Genomic DNA, 16,265 nt, shown 5'->3' on the forward strand with positions numbered 1-16,265 from the left:
GCTTTGACGGCAGGAAGCCTGATATCCCTGACCGGCACCCGACACCGGCGCCGTCCGCGGCGAAGACTCAGGTCAATGGCGTCCAACTGCCGTCGGCATTGCGGCAGGCTGTTCCGTGCGCCGTGGAACTGGCGCCGCCGCTGAACACCGTCTGCGTATACTGGCGGCAGTCCTGCGAACCGACGCGGTAGGGCTGGGCTGGAACGACCTCGCCATAACGCGAAGCCTGATCGCCCTTCCACGTCACCTTCTGGCCGCTGGTATTGTATTCGAGCGCCTTGTATTCGGCCTCGAGCGCGCTGCGCTTCTCGGTCTCGCTCAGGCCGTTGCCGATCGACCCGCCGATGAGGCCGCCCCCCATGGCGGAAATGATCGACTTGGTGACGACCTTGCCGCCCGCCGGTGGCGTCGAGGCCGGGGTAGCCGCCACGGTCGGCCCCTTGCCGCTCAAGGTGGTGCAGCCCGACACGGCCAGCAATGCGGAAAAAAGCGCGACGCGAATCTTCATGCCAACAACCGGTATTCTTGAGTTGGAGCCTGCCATGGATGCGCCGGGGGCCGCGTCATCTCAGCGTGGCCATAGTATTGATATTCGTCGGAAATTTGGCCGCCGCCAGTGCGAGGTCAATCTATATGCCGCCATAGCATGCGCGGCCATCGCTGTCGATTGGCCTGGGAACACGTCACTGAAGGCTCCGCAATCGCACCACTGCCCTCAATCCGCCCATGCCGGACCGTTCCAGCACCAGGCCGCCTCCATACTCGTTGACGAGGTCGGCGACAATGGCAAGGCCCAGCCCCGTTCCCGGTTTTGTCTCGTCCAGGCGCCGTCCGCGCTTCATGGCTTCGCGCGCCTTGTCCTCGGGAATGCCCGGGCCATCGTCCTCGATGCTGATCTCGAACAGGCTCTCATCCTTGCTGGCCAAGGGCCCGACCGAGACCGCGACCGCACTCTTTGCCCATTTCATCGCATTCTCGAGAAGATTGCCAAGCAGTTCCTCGAGGTCCTCACGTTCGCCGGCAAAGACGATCTCGGTGGCCGGCAGCGACAGCGACAGGCTGGTCCCCGGGTTGAGCTTCTGCAAGACCCGCACCATGCGCTGCACCAGCGGTGCCACCGGCGTGCGATAGACGACGCTGTCGCGCTGCGCCGCGACGCGGGCGCGCTGCAAATAGTGCTCGATCTGCTTTTGCATGGATGCGGCCTGCTCGGCGATCAACTGCCCCTTGGCGCCGCCGAGCGCCCGGCCCTCGTTGAGCAGAACGGCGAGCGGCGTCTTCAGCGAATGGGCGAGGTTGCCGACCTGGGTCCGCGAGCGTTCGACAATGCGTTTGTTGTTTTCAATCAGCGCGTTGGTTTCATTGGCCAACGGTTCGATCTCGGCCGGGAAGCGGCCGTCGAGCCTCTGCGCGGTGCCCTCGCGCACCATGGCGAGCGCGTTCCGGACCCTGCGCAACGGCTGCAGCCCGAGCAGGATGGCGATGGCGTTGATGGCGATCATGCCGATACCGAACAGGCTGAGATAGGTCAGCAAGCGGCGCTGGAACGTTCCTATTTCCTGCTCCAGCTCTGTCTTGTTGCCCATGACGCGGAAGCGCGCGGCGCGGTTCTTGGCATCGAGAACGAATTCGCTCTCGAACACGACCAGCTCTTCGCCATTGATGCCTTGCGCGGCATAGCTGCGCTGGAAATTGGCGTTGAAGGGAACGTCCGCCACATCGGGCGACGGGATGGTCCGGGTCATGGACGACGAGTGAAGATCGCCATGCACGCCTTCCGAGGCGGGCTCAACGGACCAGTACCAGCCCGAATTCGGCTCGGAGAAACGCAGGTCGCCAAGGTCGGGCGAGCCGGTCAGCGCACCGCCGTCGGAAATTCCGATCGAGCCGATCAGGTTGAACAGATGCGCCGACAGCAGGCTGTCGAAACCCCGCTCGCTAGCCTGGCGGTAGAGCGTGGTGATCAGGGTGAAGATGACGACCAGGGTCAGTATCGCCCAAACCGTGGAAAAGGCGATGACGCGGAACGTCAGCGAGCGCGGCCACGCGCGCAGCGAAAGCCGTCCGCCCACGGTTGGGTTGGTAGGTAGCGGTTCCGCCTTACGCCTCCGGCTCACGCATGCGGTAGCCCATGCCGCGCACGGTTTCGATCATGTCGATGCCCATCTTCTTGCGCAACCGCCCGACAAACACCTCGATGGTATTCGAATCGCGGTCGAAATCCTGATCGTAGAGATGCTCGACCAGCTCGGTGCGGGAGACGACCTCGCCCATATGGTGCATCAGATAGGCAAGCAGGCGGAATTCGTGCGAGGTCAATTTCAGCGGCACGCCGTCGACATCGGCCTTCGAAGCCTTGGTGTCGAGGCGCAGCGGCCCGCAGGTCAGTTCCGACGAAGCGTGGCCGGCGGCGCGGCGGATCAGCGCCCTGAGTCGCGCCAGCACCTCCTCGATGTGGAACGGCTTGGTGACGTAGTCGTCGGCGCCGGCATCGATGCCGGAGACCTTGTCGCTCCAGCGGTCGCGCGCGGTCAGGATCAGCACCGGCATCTTGCGGCCGCCGCGACGCCAGCGCTCGACCACGCTGATCCCATCCATCTGCGGCAGGCCGATGTCGAGCACGACGGCATCGTAAGGCTCGGTGTCGCCGAGGAAATGCCCCTCCTCACCATCGAAGGCACGGTCGACGACATAGCCGGCATCGACCAGCGCATCCGAAATCTGCCGGTTGAGATCCTTGTCATCCTCGACGACGAGTACGCGCATGCGGGGACCAAATGCCTGTTGACCGAGGTTTCAGATATAGGCCGATTCCGCCGGCCTGGGAAACGGAGGGGAAGGCCGCGTCAGTTTTGCGGAACGACGATTTCGGAGCGGCGCGGACGCTGCCCGTCCTTGCCGGGCACCAGCACGACGATGACGCAGACCGGCTGGCCGCCGCGCGTCGATGCCGAGGCCTTGGCGAGCGTTCCGCCATTCTGCTCGGCCACCTGCTGACCGATCGCATAGCAGTCGGATGCGGCCAGGACGATCGGGCTGGGCTGGTCGAGCGCGATGACCGGCATCGCCATTGCCTGCGACGCAAACAGCCCGGCGGCACCAAGCGCCAGGGTCGCGGTTCGGAAATGAGAGCGAAGCGTTTTCATGTCCGGCTTTGTAACGCATCGGTGCTGAACGTGAAATGAACAGTGAACGGCCCTGAAACCATGCTCGCCAACCCCTGCAACGCGAGACAGACAATCTGATTTAACCGCCCCACCGGTGAAACCCGCGAAACCCAGTCTAGACTCCGTTTCGACGATATTGAAAGCGCGTCAGGCGTTTTCCTGCGTCAACGCACGGAATCGCAGCAGACCATGATGGACAAGCAGTTCCTCATCGTAGCGCGCCTCGGTGAATTCCAGCGACAGCCGCGTCTGGCCGCGTGGGCCGACGACCAGGACCGCTCCGGCAAGCCGCGCCTTGATGGCGTCCATGATCGCCCGCGTCTCGGCCTCGCCATGCGCCTTCGACCAGACATGCAGCGTGATCAGCTGGTCGTCATTGTTCTCGGCGCCGGTGTCCCAGTCGAAGGCGGAGGTCTGGCCTGAAGTCACATAGGGAAAGGCGACGTTGCCGGTTGCCCGCTCGAGTAGCCCCGCGCCACCCAGCAGCGCCGACAGCGACGCATCGCTTTTCAACCTGAGGAACAGGGCCTGCTGCAAATCATCGGGCGCGGTCATCGTCCATTTCCTCAAGCCGTTGCGCCACCGACCGTGCTTTCCAAAGCTTGTCCATGTCCGCATCCCTCCCCAGATATAGCGGTTCGCCACGCGAAGGCGATGGCGATTCGTCATCGGAATGATGAATGCCGATGATCTCGAAAATACGACTTGCCGACAATCTCGTCGGCAGGCGCGGTAGAGCCTGGCAAATGGACCATGGGCGCGGCCTCCGATTGCCTGGTCACGTGATCCTGCCCCATATAGGCAGGTCCATACGATGGAATGTTCCTTGCCGGCTTGGCCGGACAGCGGCATGTTGCCGATTTTCGGAGCTGATCATGCTCGATCCAGAAAAGGCTCAAGCCGCGTCGCGTCTGCTGGTAGGTCATTGGGATGATGGCACCCATCTCGACGCCATACCCGAGGCGTTGCGGCCGAAGACACGGACCGAAGGCTATGCCATCCAGGCCCATGTCATGGATCGTTCGGCGGCGCCACTCTTCGGCTGGAAGATCGCGGCAACCAGCGTGGCTGGACAAAGACATATCAATGTCGACGGCCCGATGGCCGGGCGTCTGCTCGCCGAGAAGGCAGTCGGGGTCGGCGGGACCGTTTCACTCGATACGAGCAAGATGCGTGTCGCCGAGATCGAATTCGCTTTCCGGTTCGGCAGCCAGCTCCCGCCTCGCCCGGCACCTTATGAAATCGCCGAGGTGATGGACGCCGTGGCGACCTTGCACCCGGCGATCGAAATACCGGACTCTCGCTATGATGATTTCTGTGCTGTCGGGGCCCCGCAGCTCATCGCCGACAATGCCTGCGCCAATCTGTTTGTCATCGGCGAGCCCGTGGCGGAAGACTGGCGCGGCGTGAACCTCGCCGAACACAAGGTAACCGGTTTCGTTTCCGGCAAGTCGCGACACGAGGGCACCGGCGCGGCTGTATTGGGTGATCCTCGGATCGCGCTGACTTGGCTCGTCAATGAGCTGTCGGGCCTTGGCATAGCCGCCCAGCCAGGACAGGTGGTGATCACAGGTACTTGCGTGACGCCGATACGCGTCGAGGCTGGTGATGAAGTGATCGGCGATTTGGACAAGTTTGGCCGCGTCTCGGTGCGGTTTGTTTAGAGCGGCTCGCTCCCCCGGCGTAGCCGGACCACGAAGCTCCTCACCGCCAGAACCAGCACGGTGATGATGATCAGGATAACCGACAGGGCCGCGATGGCCGGGTCGATGTTGTCGCGCAGGCCCATCCACATCAGGCGCGGCAAAGTGATGGCGTTGACCGAGGTGATGAACAGGGTGACGCCGATCTCTTCCCAGGAGAGCACGAACGACAGCAGTGCCGCGGTGACGATGCCGAACTTGATGTTGGGCATGATGACGCGCGTGGCCCGCTCCCACACGCTTGCGCCGAGCCCGCGCGCGGCAAGGTCGATGCGCCGGTCGAGCTGGCTGAGCGAGACCAGGATCAGCACGGTCGCGAATGGCACCGTCATCACCGAATGCGCCATGGCGACGCCGAGCCAGGTGTCGTAGCCAAAGAAGGAACTGACGCGCGAGATCGAGGTGAGCAGGAAGTAGAGCGTCACCGCCGAGACCACGGGAGGCACCACCATCGGCAACAGCACGAAGCCGACAAGGGCTGCCGTGAAGCGTGGCTGAAACATCCAGACGCCGAGGCTGAAGCAGAGCGCCAGCACGGTGGAAATGGCGCTGCTGACGAGGCCGATCCGGACCGAAAGCAGGATCGACTGGAGCCAGCGCGGATCCTCGATCAGCGAACGATAGTGGCGCAGCGACAATTCACCCGTCGGCATTGCCAGCATGCGGCTCGGCGTCAGCGAGACCGGAATGACGGCCAGCAGCGGCAGCAGCAAGAACAGCGCCACCAGCACGGCGAGGATCAGCGAGACGGGACCGGGGCGATAGGTCGGCATCGCGCTACACCAGGTGCTTCGGTTTGACGTGACGGAAGAGCAGCGCCATCAGGGCGCCGACAAAGACCACCAGCACGACGCTGATCGCGGCCCCCAGCCCCCAGTCCGGGCTCTGGAATATCCGGAGATAGATCAATTCGGCGATCATCACGCTGCGGCCGCCGCCGAGAATCGCCGGCGTGACGAAGAAGCCGAGCGAGAAGACGAAGACGATCATCGCCGAACCGATGATGCCGGAGCGCGTCATCGGCACGAACACCGTCCAGAAGGTGCGCATGCGACTGGAGCCCAGGCCGCGCGCGGCGAGCAGCACGCGCTCGTCCAGGCTGCGCATGGCCGACGCCAGCGGAAAGACGGCGAAAGGAATGAGGAAATGCGTCATGCCGACGATGACGCCGAATTCATTGCGCACCAGCGCCAGCGGTTCGGAAATGAAACCGATGGACTGCAGCCAGGTGTTGATCAGGCCGCGGTTGGACAAAAGCGCCACCCAGCCGAAGGCGCGCGTCAGCACCGAGATCCAGAACGGCACCAGGATGCAGAATTCGGCGATGAGGCGCTGTGCGGGGCTGCCGCGCACCCAGACGACGGTGATGGCATAGGCGGCGGCGACCGACACGACAGTGACGATGGCCGCTATGCGCAGGGTACGGATGAACACCGACTGCACCAGACCGTCGGTGAGCAGCGCCTGGTATTGGCCAAGCCCGGGCGTCGGCAAGGTGAAGCTCCACTTCACCACGCCGAGAAACGGCCAGGCATAGGCCAGGACGAGGAACAGGAGCAGCGGCGCCATCAACAGCGCCGCGCCCATCCTGTCGGAGAGGGTACCCCTCATATCGGTCCGACTGTCCCGGCCCGATCAGGCCGAGATGATCTTGGTGTATTCGTCGAGCGCCGGCCCGTAGTTCTTGGCGTACCAGTCCATGTCGAGCGCGATCTGCTTCTTCATGTTCTCGGGATCGACGGGGTTGATGCGCTTCTTGTCGGCGGGGATCAGCGCATCGGCCGCCGGATTGGCCGGGCCCTGGCCGAGCTTGTCGAACATCACGAGCTGCTTTTCCGGATCCTGGGCGCTGGCGATGAACTTCATCGCCGCATCCTTGCCGCCCGGGTTGTTCTTGAGCACGGCCAGCGCGCCGGGCGAGATCAGGCCCTGATCCCAAATGAACTTGATCTTGCCGCCGGAATCCTGCTCGATCAGCGAGGCCCGCGTCGACCAGACGATCGCCATCGAGGCTTCGCCGTTGAGCAACACGCTCTGGCTCTCGGCACCGCCGCCCCAATAGGCAACGACGTTTTCCTTGAAGGCGGCGATCTTGTCATGCGCGCGCTTAAGATCCAGCGGGTAGAGCGAGGCCGGCGCGATGCCGTCGGCCAGAAGGGCCGCTTCCCAGCTCGACACGCCCCATTTGTAGAGCGAGCGCTTGCCAGGGAACTTCTTCACGTCGAAGAAATCGGCCATGCCGGTCGGCGCGTCCTTGCCGTATTTCTCGGAATCATAGGCGATGACATAGGAGAAGAAATAGGTCGAGGCGGCATAATCCCAGCCAAAGCCCGGCCGCATCTTCTTCTTGTCGACTATTGTGTAGTCGATCGGCTCGAGCATGCCTTGCGCGCCGAGCGTGATGGCCGAGAACGGGTCGACGTCGACCAGGTCCCAGGTCGGAGCGCCGCTCTTGGACTGCGCGGCGATGGCGCCTTCGGTCGGACCGGAGCCATCCATCTTGACGGTGATGCCGGTGTCCTTGGTGAAAGCCTGTCCATAGGCTGCGTCGTAAGCCGTGATGGCATCGCCGCCCCAATTGACCAGCACCAGTTCCTTGGCTTGCGCGAAGGCGCCGGTCGAGCGCAGCAGCATCGGCGCGCCGGCAAGCACGAGTGCCGCGAGTTGCGTGAACTGGCGGCGCGAGATCTCGCCGCGCCTCGTCCTTTCGGACAGCGTTTCGATAGCCTGTTTCTTGGTGTCGTTCATGTCAGTTCCCCTTTGTTTTCGTTGATTTCAATCCGGAAGCCGGTGCGGCGGCTCAGGCCGCACCGGTGCTCATTGTCCTCCTTCCGGAAGGAGGAAACCCTTTTCAGCCGGCCATGTCAGCCAGACGGAATTGCCCTTGCTCAGCGCCGCGGCCGCGACCTCGTTGGGCACCGAGACGGTCACCTTGGCACCCTGTCGTGTCGTCAGGTCGAGCTTGGTCGCCGCCCCCAGATAGGTCGAGGCGATTGCCGTCGCGGCAATGCCGTTCTCTCCGGAGGCGGCCTCGCGCGCGATCGACATGTGTTCGGGCCGGATCGCCAGGATGGCGTCACCACGGACTTTCTCGGCCTTGCAGTGCATGCTGACCGCACGGTCCTCGCACAGGCCGGTCGAGCCGTGACCGGCGGGCTTGACCCCCTTCAGCGGCAGCATGTTGATTTCACCGAGGAACTCGGCGACGAAGCGATTGTCCGGCCGGTCGTAGACGTCGTCCGGCGCCCCGACCTGCAGCAATTTGCCATGATTGAAGATGGCGACGCGCGACGACAGCGCCAGCGCTTCGCTCTGGTCGTGGGTCACAAAGACGAAGGTGGTGCCGGTCTCCTGGTGCAGGCGCTTCATCTCGGCCTGCATCTGGCCACGCAGGCTCTTGTCCAGCGCCGAAAACGGCTCGTCGAGCAGGAGCACGCCCGGCTCGAACACCAGCGCGCGGGCAAGTGCGACGCGCTGCTGCTGGCCGCCGGAAAGCTGCGAGGGCAATTTCTTCTCGTGGCCGACCAGGCCGACGCGCTCGATCATCTCGCCGACGCGCTTCCTGATCTCGGTGGCCGATTTCTTGCGGACCTTGAGCGGGAAAGCGATGTTGGCCTCGACGCTCATATGCGGGAACAGCGCATAGCCCTGGAACACCATGCCGGCGGCGCGCTGTTCGGCCGGGCGGTCGGTGATATCGGTTCCGTCGCTGAAAAGCCTGCCCTCGGTCGGCTGCACGAAGCCGGCCAGGATCATCAGGAAGGTGGTCTTGCCCGAGCCGGAGGGGCCGAGCAGCGTCAGGAACTCGCCGCGACCTATGTCGAGCGTCAGATTGTCCAGCGCACGGAACGAGCCGAAGCTCTTGCCGATCCCGATCGCCTTGATCTCTGCGGCCCGGCCGGGTTGCTGCATCCTGCCTCTATCCTTACCGTTGAGCCAAATCGTAGGCAGGGCCGAAGCTCACCGCAACCGAATAGTTTTCGCCTGATCGGCAAATTTGATTCATCTATGGCGGGCTGACGCCACCCTGCCTCTCAATAAGGCTGAATGCGGTTCTCGGAGAGAGTCGACCTCAGCCATCCCGCGAACGCTTCCAGGACCGGGTGCGAGGCCTTGGCGTGTTCGGAGACCAGAAAATAGGAGCGCGGCGATTTGATCGCGATGTCGAACGGCCTGACTAGACGGCCTTCGCTTAGCGCACGGCGGCTGGTCAGTTCATCACCCATGGCGATTCCCTGCCCGGCAATCGCCGCCGAGAAGACGAGGTTCATGTCGGAAAAGAAGATGCCACCTTCGGTGTCCGGGTTTTCGACCTTGGACAGCGCCAGCCAGCGTGCCCAATCCTCGGTGTCGTCGAGATGGAGCAGATTGGCGCGCAACACGTCCGCCGGCCGGGAAAAACCGCCGACCTTGTTGAGCAGTGTCGGGCTGCAGAGCGGGGTGAACGAGATTTCGCACAACAACTCGGCCATGCGGTTCGGCCAATTGCCGACGCCGAAGGCGATGAAGGCGTCGGCATCGGCATTGCTGACATCGTCGAGCCGTCGGGGCGTCAGGATGCGCAGCGCCACATCGGGATACATCTGCCGGAACTCGCCTATATGGGTGCACAGGAACAGCGAGGCGAAGCCCGGTGTACAAGAGACGGCGAACGAGCCGCCGACGCCGGTGCCGGCATCACGCGCCACCGCGTCACCCAGCACGGTCAGCGCCTTGCGCACGTCGCTGGCATAGCGCTGGCCACGCGGGGTGAGCGCCACCCCCTTGCCGATGCGCTCCAGCAGATCGAAGCCGAGATCGCGCTCAAGCAGCCGCAATTGGTGGCTCACCGCGCTGCGGGTCAGGTGCAATTCGTCGGCCGCGCGCCAGACGCTGCCATGCCTGGCGAAACTGTCGAGAGCGCGCAGCGCCTGTGTCGAAGGAATTCTCAAGGGGTGAACCGAATTTGCACGAACCGGGAAAACATATCACTTTTTGGCGAGCCGCTTCACTGCTTTCTTCTAGAGCATGGACAAACCGGTGACGACATCGGCGCAAGAGACGGCGCTCGCCTGCCTCGACGGCATCCAGCCACTGCTGTCGGCCTGGACACGCACCATCTTCGATTTCGGCGAGACCGCGTGGCGCGAATACCAATCGGCCGCCTGGTATGTCGATCGGCTCAAGCGCGAGGGATTTTCGGTCGAGGAAGGCTCGGGCGGCATGCCGACCGCCTTCTGCGCCCACTGGACGAATGGTGCCGGACCAACCGTCGGCATGTATGCCGAATATGATGCCGTGCCCGGCAATTGCCAGGACGCCGTGACGGTAAAGCAGCCTCGGCCTGGCCTTGGCGCAGAGGCCGGCGGCCATACCGACCCGCATTCGGGGCTTGGCATGGCAAGCCTCGGTGGCCTGCTCGCGACCAAGGCCGCCATGCAGCGCCACGACATTCAAGGCACGCTGCGCTTTACCGGCGAGCCGGCCGAAAAGGTGCGCGGCTCGAAGCCTATCCACGCCGCCAAGGGCTATTATGACGGCCTTGCCGGCATGATCTCCTTCCATCCGTTCTACATGCTGCCGCTCTGCAATACGGCGCGCTGGGACACGCATTGCGGCGCGGCCTATGCGATGATCTATCGCTTCGTCTGCGACGAGCCTGAAAACTGGGTTCGCGCAGGCGACGGCGCACCGATCCCGCAGGCGCATTCGGCGGTCAGGGCACCGGGTGCCAACGATGCGCTGATGACCATGTACATGGCCTCCAAGGCACTGCGCGATTCCATGCTGCCGCATCAGGGAGGCTGGTCGATCAGCGAGGCGATCCTGACGGCCGGCCAGGCCACGGCCGACAATCTGCCGGCCGGCCTCGCCGAGATCCAGTACATGATCCGCGTGCCGACCATTGGGATGGCCGAACAGGTGACGGCGGTGCTCGACCGCAACGCCGCGGCCGCCGCCGCGATCAGCGGCTGCCGCCATGAGCGGCACTGGGTGTCGAAGTCGCGGCCGGGGCTGGCCAACCACGCCATGGCCGGGATTACCTACGAAGCCCTGTCGACGGTCGGGCCGCCACGCTGGGACGAGGCCGCCAGGACGATCGCGCGCGAGATTCAGGTCAATGCCGGAGGTACCGCGACCGAGAACCCGTTCATCGATGAACTGGAGCGGCTGATTGCGCCACGGGAGGCCGAGGCGATCCTGCGCCGTGACCTGCCGCCTTCGCAGGTGAATTCGACCTCCGACGACTACACCGACATGAGCTGGCACGCGCCGACCGCGCGCTTCTATGTTGCCCGCCCAGCGCTGCGCTCGGCAAACGGCCACGCTTTTCCGGCATGGGTGATGAATGCACTGGGCGGCATTCCCGCGACGATCGATCCGATGGTTGTCTGCGCGGCCAAGACGGTCGCGCTGGCGGCGCTGCGCCTGCTCGAGGACAAGACCGCCCGCGACGAGGCGATGAGCGAGTTCACCACCCGGACCGGCGGCGGCGTCGGCGGCTCTGACTGGATCGCGCCGCTCTGCGACTACGAGCCGCCAATCAACTTCCGCTGGCCGGAATATGTCACCACGCCACGCGGGCGCGACTGGTGGATACCAAGCAATGCGCGACCGACCAACTCTTGAGAACAAGCCACGAGGAGAACCGCATGACCGTTCATGACCGCATCATCGCCGAGCCGTTTTCGCTGCAACGCCGCAACCCGGCCGGCGGCACCAAGCCGCTGACATCATGGGGCTTCGCCAACGAGACCGACGTCTTGACCGACGTGCTGCTCGGATCGCCGAATTTCCTGCGCCACCTCTCGACCAGCTCGCTGTCGCGAAAACATCTGCGCGAAGCGCCCTGCAACGTCCAGATCGCGCAGGCCCAGCACAAGGATCTGGTCGCCGCCTACGAGCATTTCGGCGTCAACATCCATTGGCACGAGCCGACGCCGGAACTGCCGATGCAGGTCTATTCCCGTGATTCCAGCGTCATGACGCCTTATGGCGCCATCATCACCGCCATGGCCAACTGGTGGCGACGCGGCGAGAATTACGCCGCCATCCGGACCTATGAAAAGCTCGGCATCCCGATCTACGACATGGTGACGGCCGGCACTTTCGAGGGCGGCGACTTCAACGTCATCGAGGACGGCGTGGTGTTGATCGGCTGCGGCGGCGCCCGCACGCAGGAGGAAGGCGCCCGCCAGGTGCAGGCCTGGTTCGAGAAGGAGGGCTGGGAGACGCGCATCGCCTTCATCGACGAATATTACGTCCATATCGACCTGATGGTGGTGCCGATCGCCGAAAAGCTGACCGCCGTCTGCCTCGCCTGCACCGAGCCCGGCATCGTCGACTGGCTGAAGGGCATGGGCCATGAGATCATCGACGTGCCCTTCCAGGACACGATGGCGCTCGGCTGCAACTTCATGTCGCTCGGCAAGGACCGGGTGATCGCGCCGACCTCCAGCCAAGCGTTGATCGGCCAGCTCAAGGCGCGCGGCTTCGAGGTCGCGGCCGTCGACATGAGCGAAATCTCCAAGACCGGCGGCGGCATCCACTGCATGGCGCAGGCGCTGAAGCGCGAAGCGGCCTGATAGCCCGGAGACTGCAAAACCACCCTCGTCCGGCGGATCGACAATCTGGCGGACGGGAGACCGGCCCCCGCTCGCTCTCCCCTTCCATCGAGAAACCGTGCGACTGTGTCCTCGCCGCCCTTGTGAGCGTCCACAAAATGGATGAATAGTCGGAACAGGGCGTTGCCCTGAAATTGCCGGCTTGCGGTTTTCAGGTCACGCCAGAGCCGAGCGGGTTTTAGAATGGTCAACCCTGAACCGCGCAAGAGAAGAGGTCCGATCGCGTCGCGCCTTCTGGCGCTGGACGCGTGGCTCGATTCCTCGCTCTACGAGATCGGTTTCAAGGGGCGCGAGTTCTGGGAAGCCGCGACGATCTTTTCGCGGCGCTTCCGCCTCAAGGGTTGGCGCCGCGGCCTCATTGAACTTTTGAGCGAAGGTTTCACGCTTGGCGCCGGCGGCATGGTGGTGATGCTGGCGCTGGCCATTCCGGCGTTCCAGGATACGGCCGGCGACTGGCGCGCCCAGGGCGACTTCGCCGTCACCTTCCTCGACCGCTACGGCAACGAGATCGGCCAGCGCGGCATCATCCAGCGCGATTCCGTGCCGGTCGACGAGATGCCGGACCACGTCATCAAGGCAGTGCTCGCCACCGAGGACCGGCGCTTCTTCGAGCATTACGGAATCGACGTTCTCGGCCTGTCGCGGGCGATCTTCGAGAATGTGCGGGCAAACTCCGTCGTCCAGGGCGGCTCCAGCATCACCCAGCAGCTGGCCAAGAACCTGTTCCTGACCAATGAGCGCACCTTCGAGCGCAAGATCAAGGAAGCCTTCCTGTCGCTGTGGCTGGAGGCCAATCTTTCAAAGAAGGAAATCCTGCAGCTCTATCTCGACCGCGCCTATATGGGCGGCGGCACCTTTGGCATCGAGGCGGCGGCGGATTTCTATTTCGGCAAGAGCGTCAAGGACCTGAACCTTGCCGAGGCGGCGATGCTGGCCGGCCTATTTAAAGCCCCGACCAAATACGCGCCCCACATCAACCTGCCGGCGGCGCGCGCACGCGCCAATGTGGTTTTGTCCAATCTCGTGGATTCCGGCTTCATGACCGAAGGCCAGGTGCTGCAGGCCAGGCTGCACCCGGCCGACGTCGTCGACCGCGGCGAACAGAAGAGCCCCGACTACTACCTCGACTGGGCCTTCGACGAGGTCAAGAAGATCGCCAAGCCCGGCCAGCACTCGCTGGTTGCCCACACCACCTTCGACGCCAACATCCAGAAGGCGGCGGAGGAGTCCGTCGAGTTCCACCTGCGCCAGTTCGGCAAGGAGTACAACGTCACCGAGGGCGCGGTGGTGGTCATCGAGACCAACGGCGCGGTCAGGGCGATCGTCGGTGGCCGCGACTACGGCGCCAGCCAGTTCAACCGCGCCACCAAGGCGTTGCGCCAGACCGGCTCGTCGTTCAAGCCCTATGTCTACGCCACGGCGATGGAGCACGGCTTCACGCCGAACTCGATCATCTCGGGCGGGCCGATCAGCTGGGGCAACTGGTCGCCGCATAATTACGGCGGCGAGTCGGCGGGCAACATCACCCTGCTCATGGCGATGGCCAAATCGATCAACACCGTGCCGGTGCGGTTGGCCAAGGACCATCTCGGCATCGGCCCGATCAAGGCGATGGCGGAATCATTCGGGGTGGAATCGCCGCTCGAGGGACACAAGACGATGGTGCTCGGCACCTCTGGCATGACCGTAATGGACCAGGCGACCGGCTTCAGCGTGTTCGCGCAGAACGGCTTCGTCGGGTCCCGGCATGGCATCACCCAGCTCGTCACCCGCACCGGCGACGTGGTGTATGACTGGACCAAGGATGCGCCGCCGCCGCATCGCGTGCTGTCCGAGCAGGCGCTGAAATCCATGAACACCATGCTGACGGCCGTACCGGTGGTGGGCACGGCACGGCGGGCGCAAATTCCCAACATCGTCGTCGCCGGCAAGACCGGCACGACGCAATCCTACCGCGATGCCTGGTTCGTCGGCTTCACCGGCAACTACACGGCGGCCGTGTGGCTGGGCAATGATGATTTCACGCCGACCAAGAACATGACCGGCGGCTCGCTGCCGGCGATGGTGTGGCAGCGGCTGATGGTCTACGCGCACCAGAACATCGACCTGAAGCCGATCCCCGGCATCGACAAGCCGTTTGTCGACGAGGAGATCGCGGCCAAGGCGGCCGAGGCGCAGAAGAAGAGCGATGAGCAGGCAGCGGCCGATGCCGCCGCAGAGCGGCCGCCGGTGTTGTCCAGCCGAACCACGCAGACGCTGCGGGACATGAGCCAGCTGTTCCAGACAGCCCCCAAACTCGACGCGCCCGCTTCGCCCGAAACGCTTTCGGCCCTGTAACACCGTCCGGCAAAGACAAGACCGACAGGCAAATCCTTCATGCGGCTTGCCACGGGACCCCGCGCCGCGATATCCCCGAACGCCAATCCTTCGTGCACCGGCCATTCATGCTTAAGAACGCCTTCCTGATGCTGCTTTCGCTTGCCATAGCCGTTGGCGGCGGCGGCGCCAGCGTCTGGTATGCGCTGAAAATTCAGGACGGCATCGGCGCGATCCGGATCGGTCAGTGGACCGCCTTTCCCGACATCGGCACACCGGCCGCGGACCCCTATTCCAAGGCGCGCGTGGCACGCGAGGGCGTTCTGGCGCTCGGCCGCGCCGAAGGCCTGTCATTCGTCGCCGAAAATGATGCCGCCGGCGACCAGCTCAAACGGGAATGCACCTACAGGATCGAGGGTGGATTTCCGACGGCCCGCTTCTGGACGCTCTACGCCGCCGATCAATCGCTCGGTGTCGTCGAGACCGGCAAATCGCGGCTTGCAGCACTTCAGTCCTACGAGGTGCTGCGCCAGTCCGACAATTCCGTGATCATTTCCGTCGGGCATCGGCCGATGCCGGGCAACTGGCTCCTGACCGACGGCTCCGGAAGGATGTATTTCGTCCTGACCTTCTACGACACGCCCATCGCCAGCAGCACCGGCCTGTCGGACGTTTCGCTGCCCAGGATCGTCAAGGCGGGCTGCGATGCTTAGTTTGCGTGCCGCACTGCGCAGGCTTCTGCATGCCGTCCTGCTCGGCCTCGTCGGCGCCGGCATCGTCCACATCGTCGTCCTGCTTCTGGTGCCGGAGTTTTCGGAACGCGACGCCTGGTCGCGCTTGTCCATGGCCTCGGATCTCTACAGGATGAACCGGCTCGATGCCGAAGCGGGCGGCGCGCCGGTGGTGAAATCGGTCGACCCGCTGTTTTACGCCACGGCCTGCCGCTTCGACCTCGAGGAAGGAATGGTCCGCATCAAGGCGCCGGGAAACGTGCCGTTCTGGTCGGTCTCGGTCTATGACCGCAGCGGCCACAATATCTATTCCTTCAACGACCATACGGCGACGGGCGGCAAGCTTGATGCCGTCGTGCTGACGCCGGCGCAGATGATCGACGTGCGCAAGGACCTGCCCGAGGACCTTCAGGGGGCGATCTTCGTCGAGGCGCCCATCGGCGAGGGCATCTTCGTCATCCGCAGCTTCGTGCCGGACGAGAGCTGGAAGCCGATCGTGTCGCGCTTCCTCGATCAGAGTTCCTGCGAGCTGCAGGATTTCTAGATCGCCGATCTAGTGATGCGGCACCGGCGTTCGTGGCGATCCAGGCTTGTCCGGGCCGGCAGGCCGCGCTTCGCCGGTATTGGACCGCTCATAGCGGATGCCGGGAAATATGATCACGGCCGCCGGTATTTCGGTGGTTTGCTTGGCTCGATTGGTCGGTGCCGCACGCGGCACGAAAGACAGTACCATGCCCATGGTTC

At 64.1% G+C, this 16,265-nt stretch carries 17 protein-coding genes; 6 read left to right on the forward strand and 11 right to left on the reverse strand.

What is annotated here, in order from left to right; genetic code table 11:
- Nucleotides 1-67 precede the first annotated feature (67 nt).
- From LB564_RS21350 to LB564_RS21370, 5 genes are all read right to left on the reverse strand, one after another.
- On the reverse strand, nucleotides 68-508 hold the full coding sequence (locus tag LB564_RS21350; RefSeq protein ID WP_140709835.1) for a hypothetical protein: 441 nt from the start codon (nucleotides 506-508) through the stop codon (nucleotides 68-70).
- A 175-nt stretch (nucleotides 509-683) separates the two neighbouring features.
- Nucleotides 684-2,072, reverse strand: coding sequence for an ATP-binding protein (locus tag LB564_RS21355; RefSeq protein ID WP_224540715.1), 1,389 nt, complete (start codon nucleotides 2,070-2,072; stop codon nucleotides 684-686).
- A 28-nt stretch (nucleotides 2,073-2,100) separates the two neighbouring features.
- Nucleotides 2,101-2,766: a response regulator transcription factor gene (locus tag LB564_RS21360; protein ID WP_023812809.1), complete on the reverse strand. Its 666-nt coding sequence runs from the start codon at nucleotides 2,764-2,766 to the stop codon at nucleotides 2,101-2,103.
- A gap of 80 nt (nucleotides 2,767-2,846) precedes the next feature.
- The gene (locus tag LB564_RS21365) at nucleotides 2,847-3,146 is read right to left on the reverse strand and encodes a hypothetical protein (RefSeq protein WP_224540717.1); all 300 of its coding nucleotides are present in this window, start codon (nucleotides 3,144-3,146) and stop codon (nucleotides 2,847-2,849) included.
- Between the two features lie 168 nt (nucleotides 3,147-3,314).
- Nucleotides 3,315-3,722: a DUF3168 domain-containing protein gene (locus LB564_RS21370; protein WP_140709830.1), complete on the reverse strand. Its 408-nt coding sequence runs from the start codon at nucleotides 3,720-3,722 to the stop codon at nucleotides 3,315-3,317.
- Nucleotides 3,723-4,042: 320 nt separating this feature from the next.
- On the opposite strand from LB564_RS21370, the gene LB564_RS21375 reads away from it, so the two are divergent.
- Nucleotides 4,043-4,831: a 2-keto-4-pentenoate hydratase gene (locus LB564_RS21375; RefSeq protein WP_224540719.1), complete on the forward strand. Its 789-nt coding sequence runs from the start codon at nucleotides 4,043-4,045 to the stop codon at nucleotides 4,829-4,831.
- Here LB564_RS21375 and LB564_RS21380 read toward each other — a convergent pair.
- From LB564_RS21380 to LB564_RS21400, 5 genes are all read right to left on the reverse strand, one after another.
- Nucleotides 4,828-5,643 (reverse strand): ABC transporter permease, encoded by an 816-nt coding sequence (locus tag LB564_RS21380; RefSeq protein WP_224540721.1) that lies wholly within the window; start codon nucleotides 5,641-5,643, stop codon nucleotides 4,828-4,830. The two genes, LB564_RS21375 and LB564_RS21380, sit on opposite strands and share 4 nt — an antisense overlap.
- A gap of 4 nt (nucleotides 5,644-5,647) precedes the next feature.
- Nucleotides 5,648-6,481 (reverse strand): ABC transporter permease, encoded by an 834-nt coding sequence (locus LB564_RS21385; protein WP_224540723.1) that lies wholly within the window; start codon nucleotides 6,479-6,481, stop codon nucleotides 5,648-5,650.
- Nucleotides 6,482-6,505: 24 nt separating this feature from the next.
- Complete coding sequence (locus LB564_RS21390) at nucleotides 6,506-7,618, reverse strand: ABC transporter substrate-binding protein (RefSeq protein WP_140709824.1); 1,113 nt, start codon at nucleotides 7,616-7,618, stop codon at nucleotides 6,506-6,508.
- Between the two features lie 69 nt (nucleotides 7,619-7,687).
- Nucleotides 7,688-8,782 (reverse strand): ABC transporter ATP-binding protein, encoded by a 1,095-nt coding sequence (locus LB564_RS21395; protein ID WP_140709823.1) that lies wholly within the window; start codon nucleotides 8,780-8,782, stop codon nucleotides 7,688-7,690.
- Between the two features lie 122 nt (nucleotides 8,783-8,904).
- Entirely contained in the window at nucleotides 8,905-9,801 is an 897-nt protein-coding gene (locus LB564_RS21400; RefSeq protein ID WP_224540725.1) for a LysR substrate-binding domain-containing protein, read from the reverse strand.
- Between the two features lie 76 nt (nucleotides 9,802-9,877).
- Here LB564_RS21400 and LB564_RS21405 point away from each other — a divergent pair, with 76 nt between their 5' ends.
- The 5 genes from LB564_RS21405 (at nucleotide 9,878) to LB564_RS21425 (ending at nucleotide 16,065) form a co-directional block, all read left to right on the forward strand.
- The gene (locus tag LB564_RS21405) at nucleotides 9,878-11,479 is read left to right on the forward strand and encodes an amidohydrolase (RefSeq protein WP_224540726.1); all 1,602 of its coding nucleotides are present in this window, start codon (nucleotides 9,878-9,880) and stop codon (nucleotides 11,477-11,479) included.
- A 23-nt stretch (nucleotides 11,480-11,502) separates the two neighbouring features.
- On the forward strand, nucleotides 11,503-12,435 hold the full coding sequence (locus LB564_RS21410; protein ID WP_224540728.1) for a dimethylarginine dimethylaminohydrolase family protein: 933 nt from the start codon (nucleotides 11,503-11,505) through the stop codon (nucleotides 12,433-12,435).
- A gap of 222 nt (nucleotides 12,436-12,657) precedes the next feature.
- Nucleotides 12,658-14,811 (forward strand): transglycosylase domain-containing protein, encoded by a 2,154-nt coding sequence (locus tag LB564_RS21415; RefSeq protein WP_224540730.1) that lies wholly within the window; start codon nucleotides 12,658-12,660, stop codon nucleotides 14,809-14,811.
- Nucleotides 14,812-14,918: 107 nt separating this feature from the next.
- Nucleotides 14,919-15,503: a DUF1214 domain-containing protein gene (locus LB564_RS21420; protein WP_224540732.1), complete on the forward strand. Its 585-nt coding sequence runs from the start codon at nucleotides 14,919-14,921 to the stop codon at nucleotides 15,501-15,503.
- On the forward strand, nucleotides 15,496-16,065 hold the full coding sequence (locus LB564_RS21425) for a DUF1254 domain-containing protein (RefSeq protein ID WP_224540734.1): 570 nt from the start codon (nucleotides 15,496-15,498) through the stop codon (nucleotides 16,063-16,065). Before LB564_RS21420 ends, LB564_RS21425 begins: the two co-directional genes overlap by 8 nt.
- Before the next feature lie 9 nt (nucleotides 16,066-16,074).
- On the opposite strand, the gene LB564_RS21430 is transcribed toward LB564_RS21425, so the two are convergent.
- On the reverse strand, nucleotides 16,075-16,260 hold the full coding sequence (locus LB564_RS21430) for a hypothetical protein (protein WP_149903935.1): 186 nt from the start codon (nucleotides 16,258-16,260) through the stop codon (nucleotides 16,075-16,077).
- Between the last annotated feature and the right edge of the window lie 5 nt (nucleotides 16,261-16,265).

The organism is Mesorhizobium sp. ES1-6 (assembly GCF_020164775.1).
Taxonomy (GTDB): Bacteria; Pseudomonadota; Alphaproteobacteria; order Rhizobiales; family Rhizobiaceae; genus Mesorhizobium.